The 24,429-nt window shown below is 52.1% G+C and carries 14 protein-coding genes; 2 read left to right on the top strand and 12 right to left on the bottom strand.

Translation table 11 applies throughout. The features are described 5' to 3' along the window. Window positions 1-117: 117 nt before the first annotated feature. From AK95_RS19895 to AK95_RS19835, 12 genes are all read right to left on the bottom strand, one after another. Entirely contained in the window at window positions 118-5,817 is a 5,700-nt protein-coding gene (locus tag AK95_RS19895; RefSeq protein WP_071221649.1) for a LamG-like jellyroll fold domain-containing protein, read from the bottom strand. A 139-nt stretch (window positions 5,818-5,956) separates the two neighbouring features. After that, window positions 5,957-7,405: a glycosyl hydrolase family 28 protein gene (locus AK95_RS19890; protein ID WP_071221648.1), complete on the bottom strand. Its 1,449-nt coding sequence runs from the start codon at window positions 7,403-7,405 to the stop codon at window positions 5,957-5,959. Between the two features lie 149 nt (window positions 7,406-7,554). Then, window positions 7,555-9,108: an extracellular solute-binding protein gene (locus AK95_RS19885; protein ID WP_071221647.1), complete on the bottom strand. Its 1,554-nt coding sequence runs from the start codon at window positions 9,106-9,108 to the stop codon at window positions 7,555-7,557. Window positions 9,109-9,180: 72 nt separating this feature from the next. Beyond that, the gene (locus tag AK95_RS19880) at window positions 9,181-10,050 is read right to left on the bottom strand and encodes a carbohydrate ABC transporter permease (RefSeq protein WP_083397677.1); all 870 of its coding nucleotides are present in this window, start codon (window positions 10,048-10,050) and stop codon (window positions 9,181-9,183) included. A gap of 28 nt (window positions 10,051-10,078) precedes the next feature. Beyond that, complete coding sequence (locus AK95_RS19875) at window positions 10,079-11,062, bottom strand: ABC transporter permease (RefSeq protein WP_235613169.1); 984 nt, start codon at window positions 11,060-11,062, stop codon at window positions 10,079-10,081. 212 nt (window positions 11,063-11,274) lie between these two features. Then, entirely contained in the window at window positions 11,275-12,174 is a 900-nt protein-coding gene (locus AK95_RS19870) for an AraC family transcriptional regulator (protein ID WP_071221645.1), read from the bottom strand. 75 nt (window positions 12,175-12,249) lie between these two features. Further along, the gene (locus tag AK95_RS19865) at window positions 12,250-13,401 is read right to left on the bottom strand and encodes an AGE family epimerase/isomerase (protein ID WP_071221644.1); all 1,152 of its coding nucleotides are present in this window, start codon (window positions 13,399-13,401) and stop codon (window positions 12,250-12,252) included. A gap of 344 nt (window positions 13,402-13,745) precedes the next feature. Next, complete coding sequence (locus AK95_RS19860; protein ID WP_083397675.1) at window positions 13,746-15,428, bottom strand: RICIN domain-containing protein; 1,683 nt, start codon at window positions 15,426-15,428, stop codon at window positions 13,746-13,748. A 478-nt stretch (window positions 15,429-15,906) separates the two neighbouring features. Next, window positions 15,907-17,991, bottom strand: a complete 2,085-nt coding sequence (locus AK95_RS19850) for a beta-galactosidase (protein ID WP_071221642.1) — start codon at window positions 17,989-17,991, stop codon at window positions 15,907-15,909. 17 nt (window positions 17,992-18,008) lie between these two features. Next, window positions 18,009-19,691, bottom strand: coding sequence for a type 2 periplasmic-binding domain-containing protein (locus tag AK95_RS19845; RefSeq protein WP_071221641.1), 1,683 nt, complete (start codon window positions 19,689-19,691; stop codon window positions 18,009-18,011). A gap of 27 nt (window positions 19,692-19,718) precedes the next feature. Further along, window positions 19,719-20,588 carry a carbohydrate ABC transporter permease gene (locus tag AK95_RS19840; RefSeq protein ID WP_071221640.1) on the bottom strand — a complete coding sequence of 290 codons (870 nt, stop codon included), beginning with the start codon at window positions 20,586-20,588 and terminating at the stop codon, window positions 19,719-19,721. 15 nt (window positions 20,589-20,603) lie between these two features. Then, window positions 20,604-21,533 carry an ABC transporter permease gene (locus AK95_RS19835; protein ID WP_071221658.1) on the bottom strand — a complete coding sequence of 310 codons (930 nt, stop codon included), beginning with the start codon at window positions 21,531-21,533 and terminating at the stop codon, window positions 20,604-20,606. A gap of 254 nt (window positions 21,534-21,787) precedes the next feature. Here AK95_RS19835 and AK95_RS19830 point away from each other — a divergent pair, with 254 nt between their 5' ends. Together AK95_RS19830 and AK95_RS19825 are read left to right on the top strand one after the other, a co-directional pair. Next, window positions 21,788-23,515 (top strand): sensor histidine kinase, encoded by a 1,728-nt coding sequence (locus AK95_RS19830; protein WP_235613168.1) that lies wholly within the window; start codon window positions 21,788-21,790, stop codon window positions 23,513-23,515. Then, the gene (locus tag AK95_RS19825; RefSeq protein WP_071221639.1) at window positions 23,493-24,296 is read left to right on the top strand and encodes a response regulator transcription factor; all 804 of its coding nucleotides are present in this window, start codon (window positions 23,493-23,495) and stop codon (window positions 24,294-24,296) included. The genes AK95_RS19830 and AK95_RS19825 overlap by 23 nt, the downstream gene beginning before the upstream one ends. Window positions 24,297-24,429 lie beyond the last annotated feature (133 nt).

Raw genomic sequence — 24,429 nt, 5'->3', positions numbered from 1 at the left:
CCGCCTACGAATACCAAGCTTGTACATTTTATGTGAAAAAAGCGGTTGGATATGACTTCTAATCCTAAAACCAAGAAAAAAACCGCCTATCAAAGGCGGTTGTTGTACATAAGCAAATCAGTATACCGTTTCGGCCCATCGGACCAGAATCGAAGCTTGTTCCTCGGTAAAGAACTTCCCGGCATGGCCCCGAACCTGACCGATATACCCGTTCATAATTCCTCTTGCGGCTTCGATGTGACCGCTGTCAGCCTTTTCTTTTGCCTGCTCCAGCTTTTTGTTATAGGATTTCGCCACAGATTCCGAGGCTTTATCCCCCGTCTCCCGAAGGAATGCATTCGTCATGCTCTTTAAGCCGTCATACGTCGCCGTCACCGTAAATGCATGCGTACCCGTTGTCCGGTGTCCTGCCAGATCCTCTACTGTAACCGTTACCTTGTTCTCTCCCGGTTCGAGAAGATACGCTTGCGTCTGCAGTAGCGGTCCATCGCATGGCGTACCGTATACGCTGGAGGTTACATCCGCCGCGCTGCACGTGATGCTCACCTGCTGATCGATGGTATAGGAAGACTCGCCATGAAAGTGCAGTTCTGGTTCTGTCAAGTCAAGTTTAATCTCCAGCGATCCGGATTGATCCGCATCAGCGGTAGAACGATATAAGAAACGATGGATCCCTTCTTCGTTCAGAACAACCTGCTCCTTGTAGGCCATCCATGTGTTTCCTCCATCCAGGCTGTACTCCGTGCTCGCAGCCGGTCTCAATGTAAGGATTACAGGGCTCGTGTACCAGCCATTGCTGCCGTTCGGATCGGTTGGATCTGCCGTAACATCGACGCCTTTTCGCTGGAGACCTTCGAGTGCGGCAAGCAGATCGGTGGAAGCAACATCGACATCCTCCTGGTTGGAATCACCCGCAGATGCCACCGTATTCGCATGAGCCATGGCTACCTCCAGCACTTCATAACTTTCTGGCGTACAGCATTCCGCATCCACCTTGGAAGCCTTATTCAGCAGCAAGGCAAGCAGGGAATCGTCAAACCATGTAGATGTTTTGTTATAAACAGCCTGTATTTCTTCAGAGCTTAATACGGAATCATACACACGAAAGTCATCGATCTTACCGGTAAACAACGGATCTGCGAATTGACTCCTGCCGATATAGTTGTTGCTGGGCTTGAAGTCGCTCGGTTTGATTGTCATGTTGTTCTTCTCGGCTTTCAATTCGCCGTTGACGTACAATTTGCCCGCGCCGTCTCCCAACGTAACCGCTATGTGCACCCACTGATCCGTAGCAAGCTGCCCCGTCTCCACGAACTGCTCGCCGCCCCCGTTCTTGATGGCGAAGCGAAGCGTATTGCTGCCCGATCGCGGCGATAGAAACAAATATTGATTTGTGTTGTTCCCAAAATCGAATATCCGCTGCCACTGACTGCCTCCCTTCCAGTACACCCAAGCCGCGATCGTGATGTTGTCGGCTGCTGCTTTTTTATCGGTCGCTGGAAGAGTGACATAGGCATCTATTCCGTTCAGCTCGACCGCCTGCCCAACTTTTCCGGCCGTGTACTCGGTTGTTCCGGATAAGGCAGCACTGGACGAACTCAAGACATTATCGGCGTTTCCGTCGAACGGGTAGAGCGCTGCCTTATAGGGCTCCAGCAAATTCTGTGCCGAATAGACCTCATTAATCAGCGCTTCCTCGTCTCTTTCCGGCTTGTTCATCTCCGTCTTAATCCGTTCCAGTTCTTGGTGGTACAAGTAGTAACTTGCCTTCGTATAGTCCGATGCCGGCAGGCCCTCGGCATGCCTTAAAACGTCTTCGAGGGAGTCCGCAGAAACCATCACGTCATAGAAGGCCTGCGCGGATCCATCAGCGTGAATCGGCAGGATCTTGTAAAACACCTTGCCATTCCGGACGTTGGATTCCTCGTAAGAAGTGCCTCTAGTCCCTGACAGGACGAGTGTCCACGGCGATCCCTCAACCGGCTCTGTGGTGCCCGGTTTCAATTCCGGATCGGTCAGGCCCGCCTCTTCATCGGTCGTGCGATACACGTTAAACCAAGAAGCCTGCTTCGGCTTGTTCCAATGGATCGTGATCTGATCCTGCTGCTTTACAAGGAACGGTGTGAGATGGCCTTGCGGCGTTTCCGTAACCGTTACGTCGCTGAACTGGGCTGAATCGGAAGCGGTAACGCCCGTGTAGTATGCATAAGTCAACAATGGGGACATTTTCATAATATAGGTCCAATTGCTGCCGTCCTTGGATACAAACGCGTACACCGTCTGTGAATCGTGGTCGCGTATCAATTTCACGTACGGATACTCGGCGGCCGTATATCCCTGCAGCTTCGCATCATAGGGGCTTGCCGTTTCATTCCACCAATGATGGAAGGAGTTCCGCGTTCGGTTCTGCAAGACAAGCTCCCCATTCTCATCCGCTCCGAAATAAATATATCTTGCTTTATCAGCGGTGTGCCGATCCCGCATCATGATGCCGCTAGCTTCACCCGAAGCACCGTCGATCTTCGCGCTGATGGTACTGCTTCCTGCGGTTACCCGGCTAACATAATGCAGCGAATCGTGGATATCCCGTAGATATAGATTGTAATCGTCCCCTTGACCAAGCCCCGTTCCTTCGGCTCCTTCAATCGTTATGGAAGAACCGTTGATCAAGGCGGTGCCTGACGTATTGCCAATCCGGTCGTCGCGCCAAACATCGTCTGCGTTGGCGGATGCCGGCGCGGTCAAATCAACTTTCACTCGATAAGAATCCCAGCCCTCGCCGTTCTCGTTCACAGCAGAGACTGTATAGTAGTAAACCTTACCGTTTTGCACGTTCGTATCCTTGTAATAATTGCCTTGGACATCCGTTGCAATGACCGAATAAGGCCCCTCTTCCGACTCCGATCGCTTCACGGTATAGGACTGACCGCCGGACGTCGTTTTCCAAGTGACGCCCACGTAACCGTTACCTGCAAGCGCATGCACGAAATCGACATGAAACGGTTTAGGGGCGAGTTCGAGATCAGAGGTTAGTTTCAGCACCATGGCGGATTTCGGCACAGCCGTTACCTTGCCGTCCACAACCGGCACGTTCGTCCCCGATACAAGGTCGATCACCTCGGCGCCCGAGAAGTCGGACGGCAGCTCAACGTCGAAGGTTTGTTTGTTTCCGTATTCGTCCCGGGTCGTGTTAAAAATCATGAAATATTTTCCGTATCTGGAAGTCTGCAGCTCGGGATATCCGGAATAAGGGGTATCCGCTTCGAAATTATCGCGATTGACGGTGCCTACGCCGGGCTGATAAGAAATCGGCGAAGGCTCTCCGGCCAGCGCCTGCGGCGCTCCGCTCCAATTGTTCGCACGATCAGACTGGAAATCCCAATCGATGTTGCCTGCACGCAAGTAATAATCTTCATATCGGAAAAGGTTATTGGTCGCGATCTGAACGATATGGTCATATTGATCCTTCATAATATGAAGCCGCCCGTTGCCTGCCATCCCTCGATTGCGATAAAACAAGGAACCCAGCATCCTGAAATCGCCGTCTCTGACCGACACGTACATGTTGTCGACATCTGCCCAAGCCCATTGATCGTAATCATTCGGATCAACGCCCAACGCTGCGATTTCTTCCGGTTTATAGTAATCGAAATCCGTATGCGGCAGAACGACACCTGCCTGAATATCGCCTCCGAACCGGTCGTAATCGGCACGACCGGTTGTAATGTATTCATAAGTGTCTGCCAATCGGAAATCGGGTCCGCTCATCGTTCCCCGGTGTCCGAAATCCTTGGTGTGGAGCAGCTGATGATCGGCAAGCTGCTGCTGCACGAAACCGACCGCTTCCTTGGCAAACTCCCAATATTCCTCCCATTCCGGACCACTGTACCTCGCCTCGTCCTGAGCCATCGCCATCTCCAGCGACGCGAATTGCATCCCCATGCCGAGCCCGATTCTGGCGCTGTAAGCAGGCATGCCGGTTAATCCCTGATTTCGCTCATCCGTTACTTGCTCCGCTCGCATGATTCTTTTCCCATTATCATCCAGAGACGTGTAACGGACAAATCCGCGGGCATGAACCGATTTCAACGCCGCCTTCAGAATCTCGTCATTCATGTTCTCGTCGCCGGCATGGTTAAGCGTTTTATAGAAATAAGTGACAAGATAGTTGGCAGATTCTCCGTAGTTCGCAACATAGCCGTTCTCCCTCGTGAGCCCCGCCTCGGTCAAACCGGTATAATGCTTGCCGTAGGGCAACCGTCTAACGACATTGCCGTCGGCGTCCAGCTTGCTCTTGGCAAGCCCCTTGCCGACGATGTGTACGAAGTCATCGGTAAAGACCGCACTCCCATCGTGATAGAACAACGAATGGTACAGATCCAACTCTTGACCATCCGGGCCGACCAGCTCTTCTTCTCCAAGAAACGGCTGTATCCCTAAAGATTCAAGCAGGATCCGTTGACTGCGTTCTCTGCCCTCGTAGTAATCCGAGCCGATGATCCGCTGTCCTTCGTGTGCCTCCCAGGCTCCAACATACGTATAGTAAACCTGGTTATAAATATAAGACAGCCGGGTCCTGGCGAAATCAAAATTCGCCTTCAGCGTCCGCTCCCAGGCCTCTCTGCGCGTCAATTCCCCGCCATCCCAGTCCACACCGGCCAAAGAAAATTCGCCGGTAACGCTTCCCGTAACGAACGGTTCATCCAGAAACGCATGGAATGCCTCTTCTCCGTAGATCTCATCGTCTCTAATCAGATTCTCCGCGATATACAGCGCTTCGCCAAGCGCGCCGTAATAACCGCCCCAATCGCCCTGGTGTCCGCCGCGCAGCACCAGTCTCGTATTGCCGTAATAATCTTTGACATGATTATCGATCGTTTTGAAGATTCGTTCCAGCGCCGCTCTTTTCTCTTCAGGCGTCTTTGCCGGCGACCAGTCGTATTTCAGAACGCTCGCGTAAAACATCAGTTCATCCTGATAGCGAATAATCGATAATTTACTGCCGGCACTTCCATCGACTTTCCCCGATAACGTGTTGAACAGATTGATGTGATCCTGTCTGTAGTTGTCAAGCAGCGCCTGCTTCTCGGCATCCGTCAGATCGGGCGGCAGCATCGTATCCGGGTTCTGGCCCGGTTTAAATTTATGCCCCTGCTGTTCCCCATCGACAGGAATATAGGCTTGTGTATGGGTGTAGGCACTATAATAGCCCCTCGTGTCGGTGATCATCGTCCCCCATGGGTTGAACGATTTAATCGTGATTTCGACCGTATCTTTCCCGGCCGTCGATTCCAGGGGAAGCAATATCGTATTGTAAAAGAACCGGTTCGGCAGCATCCAGCCCTTGTTGATGGCTTCATAATCCCCGTTGCTGATATAACCGACCTGCTCTCCGTTTATATGAATCATGCTGACGGAGGAGGTTTCGTTGCCGGAAAATTTCACAGTGATATAATTGCGTAAAACGGGGTCGACCTTCATCGTAAACGTCAAATCTCCGCCCTGCCCTTCCGCCGGTTGCCGCGGGTTCGATATTCTGGCAGGCTCATCGAAGAGCCCGATGATCGAGCTTGTGAACGCTCCCTGGAAATGATGGGCAGTTTCCGATGCCGTGTCGCCGAATACAATTTGATCCAAGAAACCTGCTGCTTGGGATGTCCCGCCGGATGCGTCGGCAGGAGCCTGAGCGGCGGATGCGGATTCCACTCCGATCGATGGCAGCATCAATGAAACTGCCAAGCACAGGACAACAAGCTTCCTGCCCCATTTTCCCGGTTCCTTCCCATGTTGAAATACAGAAGTAATGAGACTTTGCATTCGATTGTTGCCCTCCCCTAGATTCATATCTTCAAATTTATGGATAAGCGTTCACATGCTCTAGCTGCTTCGGTCATTCATAGTCTCGATCAAGTTTCGTCTGGCCTATTTATAAAGGAAAGCCTGTCGGAAGACCCGCCTATTCAAATGTCACGTTGCTTTGAAACTCGTTGCTTTGAATATTGCCCGCCTCCGCGCTTGTAATGAGCTCACCACTCAGCCGCAAATTGCGGAAATGTACGCCTGTCACCCTTCGCTTCGCGTCGTAACCCGCAATCACCGAAGGATTATCGCACGTTCCTTGATAGGAAATATCGTTGAAATAAACGTTCTCCACGCGGTTGCCGGGTACCGGATTATACTTCGGGTTATGAAAGACCCGTATATCGAAGAGCCTTCCCAGCTCGAACGGCTCGATTCGTACATCGTTGAAGGATACGTTCCTTACCGTATTTTGATCTCCGGCATTGATGGCCAGACAGCCCCAATAACCGTCTTGGGGCTCATGATGCTCCAGGATATCGATATCGTGGAAGGAAATATTTTCGATGGTATCCCCGCTCCCCTCATGGTCGCCATGAACGCCTATCATAACGGGATGAGCTACGTCTGCCCACAGAACCGCGCGATTCACCCGTACGTTCGACGTATCGCCCTTAAATGCGCCGCGGCTGGCATAAATGGCGATGCAATCGTCGGAGGTGCGCAGAAACACGTCCTCGATAAGGACATTACGACAGGACATCATATCAATGCCGTCGCACCACCCTCGCGTGCTGAACGCCTTGAAGCCGCGAATGCGAACGTTCTCCGATTGGCCCAGATGAATGCTGTAGTGGGGCGGATCGATGGAGATGATGTCCTCGACCGTAATGTGGCGGGAATAATTGATTTGCACGGACCGCCAATAGGTGGTCTTCTCGATGTCCCGCAAGTAAACAATCCCTCTACCCCGAATATGGACATTCTCGACGTGATCGCATACAAGCGAACCGATAATGATCGATCCGCCCGCAAGATACACCGTCGTGTTCGATGGCACATGAAATAATCCATCCTGGAATCGGTGCATGCCGGGTCCGAAATAAATGACGCGAATGGATTGCTCTCCCGCTTCGCTTGCAGATGGAAGAAGATCGATTTTGTCCTGAATCCCATATTCCCCGGGTTCCATGAAGGCTACTTCGCAGGATTTCGGATCCGGCGCATCTACTTCGAGACCGTTCGCAAACAGATGAAGATTGTGAAACCGATCCCCGTTCGCCTCAATGCTTAAGCTGCATGGCCGGTCAAGCCGGAGCCAGATTTTATTGACATCGTGATTGGATTGGATGTGACTGGCTATAGGCCTGACTTCCACTTGATGAAGCGCCTCTCTCCTATAAATAATCTCGACCTCGACAATGCCGGCAAAATCGAATGTCGCCATGGACGCTTCGCGCACATCGTGCATATCGACCCGAACCAGATAGGTACAGAGGTCTTGATACTCCCCATCTTCCGTCCTGACACGGATCTCGAAATCATCGTTTAAGGCCGCACCGTCAGGCGCGGGATAGGTTACAAGCGCTGTTAATGTTTGGTTCATGTTCATTCCTCCGAACAACAAAATAATACTAAGCTGATTTCCCATTAAGAGTGAAAAATGGGATTGTAGAGGGCTGACAAGATGGAATCTTCATCGCAGCGGATGAAGCTCATCATGGCAGCCCGATTTAAATGAACGGTAAACCGGGCTTATTTAGCAGCTTGCCTTGCTTGGTAAACAGCCGTCGCCTCGTCCAGCACTTCCTGACCGCCGGTTTTTAGCCATTGCGTCTTGAAAGCCTCAAAGGAAGCGTCCAGATCGTCCTTCCCGATAATGGCCTTGGTGTAGAACTCATCCTGCAGCGTTACGAGCGTTGCCCAGTACTTGCCCTTGCTTTCCAGCGCCGTCGGGCCAAGAATATCCGAAATCGGCTTCATTCCCTCGTTCACCGTCTCCCTGAACTCCAGCTTCTCTTTCGAGAAATGGTATTTCCACATGCTCGAATCCCGTTCCACCAACGGATTATAATAACCGCCGTACCCCATAGCACGGGCTTCTTCCACGGTGCTGGCGTAAGGCTCTTTCATGACGACGGCGCCGTCCACCAGATCGTAAGACACGCCTTCTTCACCGAAAACGCTGCGCAGGTAAGCTTCGTCGCTGGAAGTCAGATCCTCCAGCATCTGCAATATTTTAATGCGTTTGGCTTCGTCCTCCTCGACCTGCTTGCCGAACAGGAGCGGTACCTGAAGCGCACCGTTGGACATCACGATCGATTCGCCTGCGGGCCCGATGACGCCTTTGCCGTATACGGGATTGGTGCCGTTCGTCTTATCGGCTTCCTGTCCGGCGAATAAATGGTGGTACATGCTGTTATCGACATATCCGATTTTGTGGCTGCCCCACTTCTGGCCGATCAACGCACCGTCATCCGTCATGAACTCCGGATCGATAAGTCCATCATGGTACCAAGCTCTTAGCAGCTTCGTGGCTTCCTTGGCCTGTTCCGAAATTCCGCCCCATGTCACCGTACCATCGTCGGTTAACATGAAATGATAGGGATTAACCCCGTATGCGGCATAAATGGAATTGAACATTTGTGCCCTTACGTCTTTCCCGCGTCCGCTCATGCCGTAGGTGTCCTTCTTGCCGTTACCATCCGGGTCATTGTTGCGGAATTTGGTTAACACGTCTTCCAATTGTTCGAGCGTTTTGGGCGGCTCGTCATACCCGACCGCTTTCAACCACTCTCCGTTATAGGTCGGTATGAAACCATAGGCTCCGTTCAGCCAAATACGGGGGACGCCATAGTTTTTTCCGTCGATGATCCCGACATCCCAGGCGTTAGGGTCAATTTCCTCGACTTCCTTCACGTAGGTAGGCATATATTTCTTGATTTCGTCAACGGAAATGCTGGCGATCACTCCTTGCCTTGCCCAGTTCGTCATGTCCGCCTCACTGATGTTATGAGGTAAAATATCAGGAATCTCTCCGGAAGCGACCATGACTTTGAAATTCTCGTCATTTCCTCTCATGTTGACGAACTTCACGTTATAACGTTCTTCCAAATACTTCTGTGTTGGATTGCCATCATCAGTCGGAATGTCCCAAGTCGAAGCGTTGGTCATAATGACGATCGGTTTGTCTTCGCCTTGCTTATCGGTTTCGGCGGTCTTATTGCCGCTTGAGCTTCCACTACAGCCTGTAGCCACCAGTGAGATGGACAGAGCTGCGATCAAGCCGAGCCTTTTCCAATGTTTCATGTTTAGATCCTCCCTTTTTTGAACCAGTTACTTTATATAAACGGGAGTGTTTTCACTTCCCGATTATAACGCTCAGCCCTTAAGCGAGCCGATCATCGTCCCCTTCACGAAATACTTCTGAAGGAATGGATACACGATCAGAATCGGCAATGCCGCAAACATGATGGTTGCTGCTTTAATGGACGACGTATACTCGAAATTGCCTACGACGGTTCGCCCGAACGTTTCCGCATCCGTATTGGTGATGACGATTTCACGAAGGAAAAATTGCAGCACTTGCTTGTTCTGATCCGTTACATAGAGTACGGCGTCGAACCATGCGTTCCAATGCCCAACCGCGGCCCAGAGAGCCAATGTAGCGAGCACCGGCTTCGAAAGAGGAAGAATAATGCGGAATAATATGCTGACATCGTTGGCTCCATCGATCTTCGCGGACTCCTCCAGCTCCGTCGGGATCGCCATGAAGAAATTGCGCAGCACCAGCATCGAGAATACCGGAATCAGTCCAGGCAAAATGTAGATCCAGCGGGTATCCATCAAATGCAGAGACTTCATCAACAAATACGTCGGAATGATGCCGCCCCCGAAGAACATGGTGAACAGAATGACCATGGTATAAAAGCTGCGGTGCGGCAAATATTTGCGTGACAGCGGATATGCGCACAGCGACATCGCAATCAAAGACAAGGCTGTTCCGACAATGGTCCGAAACACCGAGTTGCCAAATCCGATCCAAATTTTTGTCTGGCTTAATACCTGGTTCCAGGCGAAGAAGTCCAGCTCCCGCGGATATACATGGAAACCGAAACGACTCGCTTCACTCGGGCTGCTTAACGATACGGATGCAATATGCAAGAAAGGGTAAACGGTTACAATACATAAGAAGGTAACGAATAGAATAAGGATGCATTGAAATATACGCTCTCCCGAACTCATTTTCATAAGACTGCTCATCTCCTTCCGGTCCTCATTAGAGGACGCCTTCCTGTCCCATTTTCTTCATGACGTAATTGGTGCCCAGCACCAGCATGATGCCGATGACGTTCTTGAATAATCCGACGGCCGTCGTTAATCCGAACTGAGCCTGCTGGATGCCTGCCCGGTACACATAGGTATCGATCACATCGGCGACCTCGTATACGGCAGGGCTGTACAGGTTGAAGATCTGGTCGAATCCGGCATTCAGGATACCGCCGAGCGACAGGATGAACATGATCGAAACGACGGGCAGAATCGAAGGCAGCGTAATATGCCACATTTTTTTCCATCTGCCTGCTCCGTCGATTACGGAAGCCTCGTACAGGGTAGGATCGATACCCGCCAACGCTGCCAAGTAAATGATCGTTCCCCATCCGATCTCTTTCCAGATATTCGTAGCAACCAGCGTCGGACGGAAATACTCGGGATCCGCCAAGAAGTACACCGGCTCCATGCCGAACAGCTGCAAAATGTAATTCACGGGTCCTTCCGAGGGCGACAGCATGACGATGATGATGCCCGACAAAATGACCCAGGAAAAAAAGTGAGGAATGTACGAGATGGACTGCGCTACGCGCTTGAACCTGTGAGAGCGCAGCTCATTCAACAGAAGCGCAAGAATGATCGGCGCGGGAAAACCGAATATAATGTTGTAAAGACTGATCAGCAGCGTATTTTGAAAAATCCGGGCAAAGTCGGGCGACTGAAAGAACAAAAACTCAAAATGTTCGAGTCCGACCCACTCGCTTCCCCATATTCCCTTGATTGGGCTGAAATCCTTAAACGCGAGTTGGATGCCGTATAACGGCCCATAATGGAAAATGCCGAACCAGATCAAGGTAGGGATGAGCATCAAAAATAAATATTTGCTTTTTTTATAATTTTTCCAGGTCTCTTTCCAAGCCCCGCCCCTGTTCATGGCTGCACTGTTACCGTTTTCATGATTGGGGACACGAGCGACATTTAACTTACTCAATGGCCTGCACTTCCTTCCAGCAATCTTAGGGATCGTTCCTTCATCATGGATTCATCCCCCGTAAACCATAGCATTAGTCTTTGCGCAGCTAACGCTCCCATTCCCATCTGCTGCTCTTTGAACCCATTGTATCTTCAATGAGGCCGTCAAAATGGCAAAACGATGCGCGAAAATGTTCATTGGTTGTTGTACTCCCCGTGACGAGATCGTGGTTAGCGCGCTTTCCCCTTGCCGTGCACCGAGTGAATGAACCCTGTTCGATATTTGAGCGGGGTCGTCCCCACTTCATGCTTGAACACCTGAACGAAGTAGGACGGGTTCGATATGCCGACTTCGGACCCGATCCACTCCACTGACTTCGCGGTCGTTTCGAGCAGCCTGCACGCTTGCCTCATGCGCTTTGCTGTTACATATTCCTTCAGCGTGCTTCCCGTTTCTTCATGGAACAGCTTTGATAAATAAAATTTCGATAGATGCATGGCATCTGCAAGATCGTCCAGATAGAACGTTTCCTGATAGTGTTCGTCGATCCAGCGCATCGCCTGCTGCACATAACCGGTCGACTTCAGCTCCAATGTTCCCGGCGACCGGCTTTGACCCGATGGATCATATCGAATGACCGTATCCAGCAGCCGCAGGATGAGCATGCCGATCTCCTCTGCGTCCTCGCCCTTGCCTTCTTGCCTGGTACGATCATAATCGTCCAAATTACGTTCGACCGTTTCCTCGGCTGCCTTCATATCAAACGCTTGGATAGGGTGGCTGCCTTGCCATAAAGCGGCAAACAATCCGTGACGCCTTGCGAAGGGACGCAGTAATTCATCGGCCAGCTGCGAATCAAAGTGGAAGATCGTACGTGTATACGGCTGCTCCGGGCTGACGTTGGCATAGACATGGTGCAGCTGATACGGACGAAAGAAGAACAGCATACCCCTGCGGATAGGGAAAGTATCGCCGCCTACGACGACATGCCCCGTCCCCTCGTGGACGAATAACATCTCGCAGCACTGGTGCCAGTGATAGTAGCCTTTGTACTGATCGATATTGCGGTGCCGATAATCCCAGAATAGTTTCGCCCCTCCGAAAACAACCGCCTCAAACATACGTTTCATATCCATTCCTCCATGCCGGAATCGTGAACGTACGACAAACTTCCATTCCGCTCTGCCCCAGACCGAATTACGACGTTACCATAAATAAAAATCATTGCCCTTCAGCTTGAACGCCGCTTCCATGAAAAAGTAATCTCCGTAAATAATCGGTTGGTGATGCGCGCTGCCGCGGTACGCCGCTGAACCGCGCTGAATGATCGCATCTGATCGTTCGGTCCAATCGCTCCGAGTCTCCAAGGATTTCAGCAGCTTCAGCGCCGCCTTCAGATAAATGTGCTTGTCGTATGTTCCGACGCACCTGGCTATCTCGATCAACCCGCATGCCGCGATGGCGGCAGCCGTATCGTCATCCCGCTTTGGTTCGGGAGGCTGCCGGAAATCGACCGGAATGACCCCGTCTTCAGGAATGTTCGCCATGAAGTAATGAGCGATTCGCTTGGCGGTATCGAGATATTCGGCTTTGCCGGTGTGCTTGTAACTCATCATGAAGCCGTACATCGCCCATGTCTGGCCTCTTGTCCAAGAGGAACCCTCTTCGTAACCTTGGCCGCCGTATGTTCGGACAACGCCGCCTTCGTAAGGGTCGAATTCCACGATATGATGAACCGAACCGTCCATCCGGACGAATGCCGTCATGGCCGTATCCGCATGTCTTTCCGCAATCTGCTTGAATCTCGGATCGCCCGTCTCTTCCGTTGCCCAGTAAAGGAGCGGAATGTTGAACATGCAGTCGACAATCGCCCAGCCGCGCGTATCACCGTCATCCAGATCATTCCAGGCGCGAATGAAGCCGCCGGCCGGGTTGAATCTTCCTGCCAGCAGCGTAGCGGCGTGCATGGCTCTTTTTCGGGAATCGGGGTTTGACGTCAATTTGAAATTGGCAACGCTCGTCAGCAGCCACATAAACCCGACGTCGTGATGCAGCCCGTAAAATTCGTCAAAGCATCGATCCAGTTTGGCTTCGGAATTCACCGCAACATCTTTATATTTTTCGTTGCCCGTTTCGTGGTACATCAGCCACATCATGCCGCCCCAGAACCCGTTCGTCCACCAATTGATCCCGTCCGTCAACGTGCCGGAGGGATTCGAGGCGGAACGATCGTCATGCGTCCCGTCTATCGTTGTGTAAGGAATTTTATGCCTCGATTTTTCGCTTACCCAAGCCATCTTGGCCGTGATCTTCGCAATCAGGGCGTTCAACCATTGCTGCTCGTCGGTACTTAACACGGATCATAACCTTCTTTCTGTACGAAAACTGATGATTTAACTTTAGCTAAAGTGTAGTTTCTATCCGTATCGAGAAGTTTGAAAAACAAGACAAGAAATGTTGAAATCTTGTTGTTTGTCTCTCTTGAATCCAGTGTAATTCGGCAAGGTTGCTTGTCCTATTGCACTTTTGCAAGATACCTTGCAATTTTCGATGGAAAATAAAGAAAATCCGGTTTGACCTCCGATGCGGGCGGGCAAGGCGACCATTACGTGAACGCATAAAAAGCCCGGCCACGTGGCCGGGCAAGCATCATATCATCAAGCCTTCCATTCTATCCGTACGCTGCAAGGCGCTATCCGCATTACTCGGATACGGGCTCGAGTTTCCATTGCTGATGGTGTCCTAAGATATACCGCCATTGCTGGATAAGCGCTCCGTCCGCCGTAGAGATATCTTTGACGTCTGCGGGTTTGTTGCTTGTGACGGGCGTGATCCGGTGGTGCCCGTCACCGACGGGAATGAATACGAATCGTTGATGGTCACCGCTATTACGATTCGCCAGCTGAAACGAGGCGCCATGATCCAACGAAGCATTCGATATTTGCAGATACAATCCGCTTTTCTCATTCTGTATCGAATACTGCCCGCCGCCGAGATGCGCCACGTTCCATTGCTGGCTCGGATCCCCGTTTAAGGTTCGCTGCTCGATATTCGAGCCGCTTGCCGTTCCGGATGCCGTCATCGCTTTGCCGACATGGCGTACCATGAAACGATACGTGCCGTCCGGAATGTTTCCGCCTGGCAGTACGGCTGAGTCGCCGCTGCCGGGCGGCCTGGTATACAGCAGCGTTCCGAATCCGAGCTGGTCGAACGTTGAGGCATGGGAGGCATTCGGGCCGCCTTCCGGCCTCAATCGCTGTGCGCGGGCAGCGATGTTAGGCACTGACAGCCCTTTCCGGTTGGCGTAATGGTTATAAATCATTTCCCATACGGGGCGCGGTTCATTGCGGCCGGCAGCGGAAATGATCGTCTGCCTCTGTACGGCCCCGTTCGTTCCCGACCCCCATTCGTAGGCTGCGAACGGAACATCATCGCTTCCGTTGTTGTATTTGGCAACATATTCGGCGGCACGCATAAAGCGGTTGTTCGCCCAGCCATACAAATCGTCGCCTTGATTCCACGCCATCTCGCTCGTGACGGCCATCAGTCCGATTCCCAGTTGGGTGTGTGCCTGATCGCGTCCGGATTCCTGCCATTGGGCGAGGCCGTCCGGATGCAGGAATGGGATCGCGTTATAAATCGAGCCGTTGCCTGCCCCATGCTTGAAATACTCGATACCGATGTCGTAAATGTCCCGTCTGTCGCAAAAAATGCCGATCGCCACCGTTGCCGCCATATTGCTCAAATCCCAATTGGCCCAATAATTTTGAATATATGCATCATTGTGATCCCTGCCATACTCGTTACCGATCAAGAAACGCTCGTTGAGGGGCTTGTAGAATACATTCAGCAGCATGTTCTGCATCCGGGATACATCGAAGCCGGGATAGTCCCGCATGAGCTCGGCCGCATTGGCCAGCTGGTAGCCGTTAAGACCTGCGGCCAAATAACGGTCTGCATTGCCGGTGACCGTCGTCAACGTGGCAGACCAGGCGTTGAGGATGTCCCGCGCCGTATCGCCATGCGCCGTACTGCCGGCGATCTTCCATCTTAATGCATTCTGGTAGGCTCGAGCAACATCGTTATAGAGCAAAGCAACGTTGTCGCCCGCTCCGCCTCGAACGATCGTTGCCGTGGCACGCGGCGTCCAGCCTGCCTGCGAATACGGGCTATTGACGAGCTGGTTCCAGCCGTCCAAATACGGCTGGGCACCCTCCTCCACCTTCTGTTTGATCCGGGCCAAATCCATCTGGGTGTGAAGCAGGCCTGGATGGAGAAACGGGCCGGCCGTTGCCGGTTCGGCTCCTTCTCCATGGACATATCCGGTCATGCTCAGCATGAGACCTAAAATCAAAGACAGCACGACGCCTCTTTTCATCTTCATTCACCATTTCACTCCTTCCCTTTAACATTTTGACTTTGCTGCATCATCCCAAAATCAGTCTTTCTCGCTGCATGCAAAGCAGCCTCCTATTTTGCCTCCCTACTTTATGGATGCGCTTTCAATTATCTGAGCCCGCCTCCCTCCATGCTTCATGAATATGGGTGGTTACAATTTCTATTCTACACTTTGAAAGGACGAGTAAATTTTGAATTCCTGTGTATAAATGTAAATTTCTTGCTGTTTTGATTCCTCTCTAATCCTATCAAGTGTTTTCACACTTGCTTTCGCAGTAGGCAAGTGGTCCGTTGCTTGATTTGGAGGTTGCTGGCCGCGGAAGCCTTTCTGTCCAAGCATGGATTTCCGAACGTGGATGAACTTCACGTCTCCTGCCGGCATATTAAAAGCCCCGAGGATTCCCCGGGGCCTTAGATATTCTGCACACTCACTTATGGAAGACGATGCCTGGCCAAACCGCATCTTAAAAACCCGTCTTCGGAATTTCCCTCGGTTGGCGGTCGAAGGCCTGCACCGCTCCGGTACGGACCTCATACATTCGTTCGTGCGCCGTTCTCGCCGCCACGGCGAAGTCGGCATACGGTCGATTGCAAACGTCGACCATGCCGATCTGGTAATTCTCGCCGTCGAAACGGCCGAGGGCAGGCTGATCGTTCCATTGAAAATAATGGACGCCGATCAATTCCGGAATCGCCGCGGCTTGTTCCACGTAATAGCGATAGGCGCCGCCTCTCTCCCGCTGGGTGGCTACGGCCCGGATACCGTAAGCAGGCAATCCCCCCTCGGCTGCCCCGAAGTGGTACTCGCCGATCATGACGGGTCTGTTCAGCTTCTCCGCAATCTTTGCGATCTGCTCGCGATCAGGCGCGAACCGGTAACAGTTAAGTGAAAACACGTCGAACCATTCGCAGCCCTCAAGCACTTCTTCGCTGCTCACCCAGGCATAGCGCATGCCCAAATTCAGGTGGTTCGGGTCTGCCTCTTTACACAGGCGGGCCGGGAGCTCCACGTATCGCCGAATCAGAATCCGGTTGAACGTCGAGCAATCCTCCCTATAGGCCGCACGGAAGAATTCCTTCGGTTGCGCCGGCTCGTACAGCTGGAGGAAGCTGTCATAATCGTTCCCCCATGCCGCGTTCAGCCGTTCAACCGTTTCGTATTTGACGCTTATCCACTCCACGAACCGTTCCTTGCTAACGAAACGGACGGGGGACTCCAGCATGAGCCGGGTCAGGTCCAGACCTTCCACAAAAGCCCAGTGCGGCTCGTTACGCATGAAATAACCGATCATACGACGATCCTCCCGGAGCGGCACAAGCTGATGCGCGAACTCCTTCGAGCCCCGTTCGTACTCCGGACTGAACACGTCCGGAAAGTCGCGGAAAATGGTTCTCTCCGTCGACGGGAAGTCGGTCAGCGGATATACGTACGGCAGCGACGAATCGCGGATAAAGCTCTCATCGGACCAATTGCCAATCGTGTTGAAGCCAAAGTGCCGCAGCCGAAACTCGGTGAGCGACGCCCAATCCCGACGCCAGTCCGCACCGAATGCACGAATCAGATTGGCAACCTCGAAGCTGAAATCCGTTCCCCCGCGCGTCCATGCATCTCCGTATCCTTCCTCCGGTGTGGGCAATTCGGGCAGCAAATGTTCCATTCCCGCAATTCGCATTGGCGAAGCCGGGCCGATGCAGTCCATCCCGGCACTGAACAATGCGAAGCCGTCAGGGTCGACGAACCACCAATTCGAGCCATCGTGGGCCGTGCGGAAATACCCGGTCTGCTCGAATGTTTTCCCCCTCCAGCCTCCGTATTTGCCAAAACCGAAGCCTTCCAAGGTACGGGACGATCCTTGAGCTTGAATCCCGCTCCGTATTCCAATCAGTGCCGTATTTCCTCCGGTTTCGCATTCTTCGGCCGCACCTTCTCCGGCTGCCCCCGCTTCTGCACGTTCGGCTTGAAGCCGGCTCGCCAGTTCCTGCTCGTCAGCCGTTTTCCATGACCATTCGCGGCCGACCATCTGTCCCATCCGATCGATGTATACCTGACGCTTCCGTTTGAATTCCGGTTCGTTGACGTTTAGGCGCAAGTTAGAGATCTTGACGCTGCGATCCGATGTCGAGGGAATCGTGGCAATCGTGAAGCCGTCGATTGAATTACGATCGACACGCGCATCGCCGCGAAGCACCGTCTGCAGCATACCTGGATAACGGGAGAGAAACAGCTTCTCTCCGTCCAGATGTTTCAGCGGCAAGCATACCGTTGTCAGCACCTTCGGCAGTATGCCGACATGATACGTGATGGACCGCCCTTCTTGATCCCCGAAGCCGAACAGAAGCACCAGTACATCGTGGCACTCGTGATAGACGTCGGCAGCAACGAATTCGCATGCGGTCCAAACGCTGCTGCTGACCGTTCCCGTAAGCAGCCGAATGCCGCCGCCTTCCGGCGGCGCAGTCAGCCAAAACTCAGATGAGCGAACGGCTTCAACGCGGATCCGGTCCTCAACTTCAAATGCTTGGCAAGACAATAACACGGAGTTATCCATATCGTGACTCCCTTCTATTATTCCAGCCCCATTTTGGTCATCGCGTCCTTGGTGTTTGTACCGGCATACCATTCATTGACTTCCTCGGTAATTTGCGTGCCTCCCTTGGCGTACCAGTTCTGTACGAACGCATCGTAAGCTTCAAGCGGCTCATTGCCGTAGATGATCTTGGTGAACGTTTCCTTCTCCATGGTCGTCAGCTGCTCCCAGGATGTCTGCATCGTCGCGGTCGGCGGCCCGTTAAATGCGCTTGGCAGCAGCGAGTCACGGTTCTCGTACGAGATGACGTATCCGTCCTTCGTGGTCTGTTGGGCCGAATCTGCGGCCATCAAAGGCCCGTTGTCCGGTTTAGCCCCGTTGGCCAGATCGTAAAAGTTCTTGCCTGCGGGGTAAACGGCCGGCGTATTTTTGGTGAATGCCATTTTTCCTACGCCTTGAATGGCATCCATCGGTTCGTTGAATTTCGTCGGATCAAACACGACCTCTCCGTCCACGATATCGTAGTCGTATCCCTGGGCATAACCGTACTGGAAATCCCCCGTTCCGAATGCTGCGTCATATAGCTTGTCGTAATACAGGAAAAAAGCTTCCATGTTGCTAAAATCTTTATTGAACATAAAGTACCCGTCGTTCAGCTGGCCGTTCTGGTACGTCCGGTCTCCGTCCACGCCTTGAATCGTCGCGTACGCCTTGACCTTGGCGCCCTTGACGTTCTTCTCGACGTCCTTGACGCTGTCGTAGAGCCATGGACGACCGACGATTATGCCTGCTTTGCCTTCCGTAAAGTCGGCAATCGCATCCCAAGCTCCCTGCGTAGCCAGCTCTTTGTTCAGGTAGCCCTTCGAATACCAGTCACGCAGCTTAGCCAGCGCTTCCTTGTTGCCGTCCGCTACCGATCCGTACGCCAGCTTGCCGTTCTCTTCGCTCCACTGCATCGGCAGCTTCTTGCCCGTGTAAGCGCTGAAGATCATGACGGGATCGCTGACCCAGCCGGTATTGTAGCCGTCTTTTCCGGAGAACGTGAATCCGTACGTATCATTCTTGCCATTACCGTCCGGATCTTCGTTCGTGAATGCGGCGATGACGCTTTCGAATTCGTCGATCGTTGTAGGCGCTTCCAACTGTAAGCTGTCCAGCCAATCCTGACGGATCAGCATGACCTGCCCTTCCGTCAAGTTCGGCGATATCGCCATGCCGTATACTTTGCCGTCGCGAACAACCGGATTAAACGTCGTTGGATACTGTTTATAGATCTCTTTCAGTCGGGCGGGCATATATTTCGCTATATCCTCCGTAACCTCCTTGACCCGCCCCGATTCGATCAAATCGTTAGCCAGCGTCGTATCGTAGACCGGAAACAGATCCGGCAGCTTCTCTGACCCCGTAAGGGCTAAGCGCAGCTTGGTATTGTAATTGCCCGCATCCCCGCCGAGAAGGGTCGTTTGCGTCTTGATGCCCAGATTCTCCAGCGCCCACCGCGTCAACACGTTGTCGTCCACACTCTCCCCGGTCTTGTATTTTCCCGCGTTCTCGTCCAGCTGCTTTCCGATGGCTATCGTGATGGGCGGTTCGTATTTCCCATCCTTGAGTACCGCAAGAGCTTCTGGCTCGGTCCCCGAATCACCAGATCCGCACCCCGCAAGCATACTAATCGCCAGCACGGCTGCCGATAAGATAACCCCCGTCTTTTTTATGTACATGGCATGTACTCCTTTACCTATTATTTTTTATTCCTTAACGGCCCCAAGCACGATTCCTTTGACAAAATACTTTTGCAGGAACGGATATACCGCGATAATCGGCACCGTGCTGATAAAGATTTGTGCGGCTTTTATGCTCTGTTCCGACAATGCCGCAGCCTCGGACGCGCTGAGCGCGACATTCTGCGCCGTATTCTGAACCACGACCGTCTGCAGGAAGGAAGCCAGCGGGTATTTGTCGGTGGTGGACATATACAACAGGCCGTCGAACCAGGAATTCCAGTGTCCCACCATAATGAACAATCCGATGGTGGCGAGGCCGGGCAGAGACAGCGGCAAATAAATTTTGCTGAAAATGACGAAGAACGAAGCGCCATCGATGAAAGCCGCCTCCTCCAGCGCTTTCGGTATCGTTTTGAAGAAATTCATGATAAGGATCAGGTTGTACGCGCCGAATGCTCCAGGCAGGATCAGCGCCAGGATGGTATCCTTCAGCCCAAGCTCCGACACGAGGATATAAGAAGGAATGAGCCCTCCGGAGAACAGCATGGTAAAGACGAAAATCCACATCAATCCGTTACGGCCGCGAAACTCCTTCGATAAGGCATAGCCGGCGGTTGTAATCACCACCATGCTGATCAGCGTGCCTAATACCGTCCGCACGACCGAAATCCACATCGAACCCGTAAAGTTCGAGTTGCGAAACGTCTTGGCATAAGCATCCGTGTTGAATTCGACCGGCCAGAACGATACCAGGCCGCCGTTAACGGCCGATTTGCTGCTGAACGACTGCGCCAATAAGTGCAGCAGCGGCAGGAAGCACGATAGTGCGACCACGATCAGCAGGATATGATTGAAGACGGAGAACGCTTTGTACCCCTTCGTTTTATGATACATCCGGCTACCTCCTGCTTAAAAGATTTTATAATTGGCGACCTTGTAGGCGATACGGTAAGCAACCACGATCAGGATCAGGCTGATGCCCGATTTGAACAGTCCGACCGCCGTCCCGAATCCGTATTGTCCGTTTAACAGCGATGAACGGTATACATACGTATCGATGATATCCCCCGTACTGTAAACGAGCGGGTTGTACAGGTTGAATATTTGGTCGAAGCCGGCATCCAGGATGCTGCCCAGGCTGAGCGTGGCGATGACGATAATCATCGGCATCATGCACGGCAGCGTAACGTGCCGCGTTTGCTGCCAGCGGTTTGCGCCGTCAATCTCCGAGGCTTCATAATACGAAGGGTCGATACCGGCGATGGTCGCCAAGTACACGATCATGCCAAAGCCGAAGTTTTTCCACAAATCGCTGATAATAACCGTCGGCCTGAACAGATCCGGATCACCAAGGAAATAGATCGGCTCCGCACCGAACACCGTCGTGATGATTCGGTTGACGCCGCCGTCCAGGCCCAAAATATCAATCATGATGCCGGCGATCGTAACCCATGAGAGAAAATGCGGCAGGTACACGAGTGTCTGAATGCTTTTTTTGAGCCCCATATGACGAATTTCATTCAGCAGAATCGCCATGACGATCGGCACGATGATGCCGACAATGATCTTGATGACCGCGATGATCAGCGTATTGACGATCGCTTGTTTCGATTCTTCGTATTGAAAAATTCGGTCGAAATGATCCAGGCCGATCCAGGCGGAGCCTGAGATGCCAAGCCATGGTTTGTAGTCCTGGAAAGCCATGACCAGTCCCGCCATCGGCCCGTAGGAAAAGATAAGGACGAAGCCCAATGCGGGCAAGCACAGCAGATACAGCGGCCAATTTTTCCGGATTTCCTGTTTCCAGGGATTCCTACGGATCCTCTTGTTTATTCGCATGTCCGTTTGATCCACCTTTATTCCCGCCATCCTAGCGATTTTCCTCCCCTCCTTTTCACGATCTCTATTCACTATGGTGCTTGCACGTTCTATGTTAGCAATATCGAATGCATTAAAAAATGTCCGAATTTCAAGATCATGTACCCGATCTTAACCATATTCGAAGCGCTTACATTCTTCCTTTTTATTTTGCCTTCCGCCGATTATGATAGAGATAAACAGCAAACTTAGTAGATGAATGGGAAGTGAGCCTGATGAAAAAAGTGAATATGAAGCGTTTCATCTACTTCTTTGTGTTTTTCCTCCTCCTTACACTCTCTTTGTTTTCCGTCATGAACGCGCTGGATTCCCGAACGATTCAGAACAGCCTGGTGAATACGGCTAAAAATCAGGTGAGTTATGCGGAAAGCGTCGTGGATGACATGCTCTACGAAGCCGGCATGTACGCCATCCAGTATACCGCGGACAGCTCGGTTCGATTCTATCAGCGGCAGATCCTGGAACTGGGCAGCTACGACGCACAGATGAAGAAGAACGATATCGAAGAAAGGATGAAAAATACGCTGCTGTCCAGCCAATCGGTCGAATCCCTGGGCATCTACTGGAGATCGGAAGGCACGTTCATCGCCACCCGCGGAGAATTGCTTGCCGATGATATTTACGGTACCGTGGACAAGCGCGGATGGAAGCTCGTGAACGGCAGCTTGTATTATTTTTCCGTCTATCCATACGTTCGGGAACCCCGCACGCCTGAAGACATCGAGTATATCGTTGGCGTTAAGCTGAAGACGGACTACCTCAGAAATCTGCTGCAAAAATCATTCAACGGCGGCAGTTCCAACGCCTTCTTCCTGGTAGGTGACGATTTGACGATCAGTGACGGTAAGCTTATCGACGGTATCGCGAATAAAGCCCGAGAGACGGTGTCACCGGACCCGAAACGTATTCTCAGGTTCGACTTCAGCAACCAGGGTGGAGACTACTTTGTCCTGTCCAAATTTATCGAACCGATCGACGCCTACCTCGTCACCTATACGCGAATGAGCGATTTTCTGGAGCCGCTGAACCGGAATCGACAGGTTTTCTTCGCCAGCATCTTTATCATTCTGATCATCGGCTTGATCGTTATCGCCACCTTCTATCGTAATTTCTACAGGAACGTCTACCTTCTCAACAAAAAGTTCCATCAGGTTGAACAGGGAGATTACGCCATCCGGATCCATAACCGTCCCAACAATGAATTCGGCAGTCTGTTTGGCAGCTTCAATCATATGGTTGCCCAAATCCAGATGCTGTTCACGTCACTGAAAACGGAGACGGACCTGCGCCGCAATGCGGAAATAAAGCAGCTTCAGGCGCAGATCAATCCGCATTTTCTCTATAACAGCCTGTTCTTCATCATGTCGATGGCCAATTCTTCGCCGGAAGCCGTCATCCGCATGAGCAAGCATTTGGCTGAATACTACCGCTATCTGACCCGGTTAGACTCGAGCAGCGTCACGCTTGCTACGGAATTGGAGCTGGCCGATCATTACCTGGGCATCATGGCCCTCTGCAAGACCATGGACTACGACATCAAGCTGCCGGATGAATTGAAGGAGCGGCCGATCATGCCGCTAATTATTCAGCCGATCGTGGAAAACGCCATCCTGCACGGGATCGAAGAGCGCCAAGGCGCCCATCGGGTCTCCATATGCGTGGAGGCGTTCCAATCGGGAGCCCGAATAACGGTTGCCAATGACGGGAAGCCACTTTCGCCGGAGGAACTGAGGGCACTGCAAGCTAGCGTCGAAGCGCCTCTTCCTCCTCCCGGAACAGATGGCATCGGGCTCTGGAATATCAACCAGCGCCTGAAAAATGCCTACGGTCATTCTTGCGGCCTGCGGTTTGCCTTGAATGATTGGGGCGGTTTGTCGGTTACGGTATTGGTGGATTTCTCGTTTGAAGAAGGAGGAGCCTATGCATTTATTGATCGTGGATGACGGACAGTATGTCGTGGAGTACCTCAAACATTTGCTTAACTGGGCGAAGTTCGGCGTTCATCGCATTGAAACGACGACCAACCCGACGGAGGCCCGGATGCTGCTGGACAGCGACCGGTTCGACATCATGATTACGGATATTCGCATGCCTGAAATTTCGGGCATCGACCTGCTGGAGCATATTCATAGGCGGGGGCTTAAAACAAAAGTTATTTTTTTGTCCGGCTATTCCCAATTTGATTATGCTCAAAAGGCGATTCGCTTCGGCGCGTTGGATTATCTTTTGAAGCCAGTGGATAAAGACGATATGGACAAAGCGATGTGCCAGGCCGTCAAGAGTATCGGCGAGAAGCGGTCAGAACCCCAGGATGACTTCGCCCGAAGCGAGACAGATAACATGGCGCGCCCTTCCGATCAGCCGGACCGCTACTGCTCCGGCGCGGATATCGTGCGTGCGATTAGGGACTACATTCTTGGGCATTTGGGCGACAGCCTTAGCCTGGAAGAGCTAGGCGGCATCGTCCATCTTCATCCTGTCTACCTGTCCAAATTGTATAAGCAGGAAACGGGTGAAAACCTGTCGAGTTACATTCTGCGCGCTCGCTTGGAGAAATCGGCCCACCTGCTGGAGGTTTCCCATCTTCACGTCATGGACATCGCACGCATGGTCGGTTACCGGAAACCGCAATATTTCATCAAGCTATTCAAGGAGCTTTACGGTATTACGCCCTACCAATACCGAAGGCAACGAATTGAACAAGCCATCAGGACGGATAGTTAAAGCTGCAGCTGCGTATGACGCATGACGCATGACAAGAACCTTAAGGCGCTTTGGCCTATTTTGCTATTATCCACACTACGGTCACAGGGAAGCTGCTAACTTAAACAATAATTCCTTCCTCTTATAAAAAATC

The organism is Paenibacillus sp. LC231, assembly GCF_001860525.1.
Classification (GTDB): domain Bacteria; phylum Bacillota; class Bacilli; order Paenibacillales; family Paenibacillaceae; genus Paenibacillus_AQ.
The sequence above is the reverse complement of the archived record's forward strand: the minus strand, read 5'-3'. Positions and strand labels throughout refer to the sequence as shown.

Bases quoted from the DNA above. Each gene is read 5' to 3' on its own strand.
- AK95_RS19895 (WP_071221649.1), bottom strand. From the start codon at position 5,817: ATGCAAAGTCTCATTACTTCTGTATTTCAACATGGGAAGGAACCGGGA.
- AK95_RS19870 (WP_071221645.1), bottom strand. From the start codon at position 12,174: ATGAAACGTATGTTTGAGGCGGTTGTTTTCGGAGGGGCGAAACTATTC.
- AK95_RS19880 (WP_083397677.1), bottom strand. From the start codon at position 10,050: ATGAAAATGAGTTCGGGAGAGCGTATATTTCAATGCATCCTTATTCTA.
- AK95_RS19825 (WP_071221639.1), top strand. From the start codon at position 23,493: ATGCATTTATTGATCGTGGATGACGGACAGTATGTCGTGGAGTACCTC.
- AK95_RS19840 (WP_071221640.1), bottom strand. From the start codon at position 20,588: ATGTATCATAAAACGAAGGGGTACAAAGCGTTCTCCGTCTTCAATCAT.
- AK95_RS19850 (WP_071221642.1), bottom strand. From the start codon at position 17,991: ATGGATAACTCCGTGTTATTGTCTTGCCAAGCATTTGAAGTTGAGGAC.
- AK95_RS19835 (WP_071221658.1), bottom strand. From the start codon at position 21,533: ATGCGAATAAACAAGAGGATCCGTAGGAATCCCTGGAAACAGGAAATC.
- AK95_RS19830 (WP_235613168.1), top strand. From the start codon at position 21,788: ATGAAAAAAGTGAATATGAAGCGTTTCATCTACTTCTTTGTGTTTTTC.
- AK95_RS19845 (WP_071221641.1), bottom strand. From the start codon at position 19,691: ATGTACATAAAAAAGACGGGGGTTATCTTATCGGCAGCCGTGCTGGCG.
- AK95_RS19860 (WP_083397675.1), bottom strand. From the start codon at position 15,428: ATGAAGATGAAAAGAGGCGTCGTGCTGTCTTTGATTTTAGGTCTCATG.
- AK95_RS19885 (WP_071221647.1), bottom strand. From the start codon at position 9,108: ATGAAACATTGGAAAAGGCTCGGCTTGATCGCAGCTCTGTCCATCTCA.
- AK95_RS19890 (WP_071221648.1), bottom strand. From the start codon at position 7,405: ATGAACCAAACATTAACAGCGCTTGTAACCTATCCCGCGCCTGACGGT.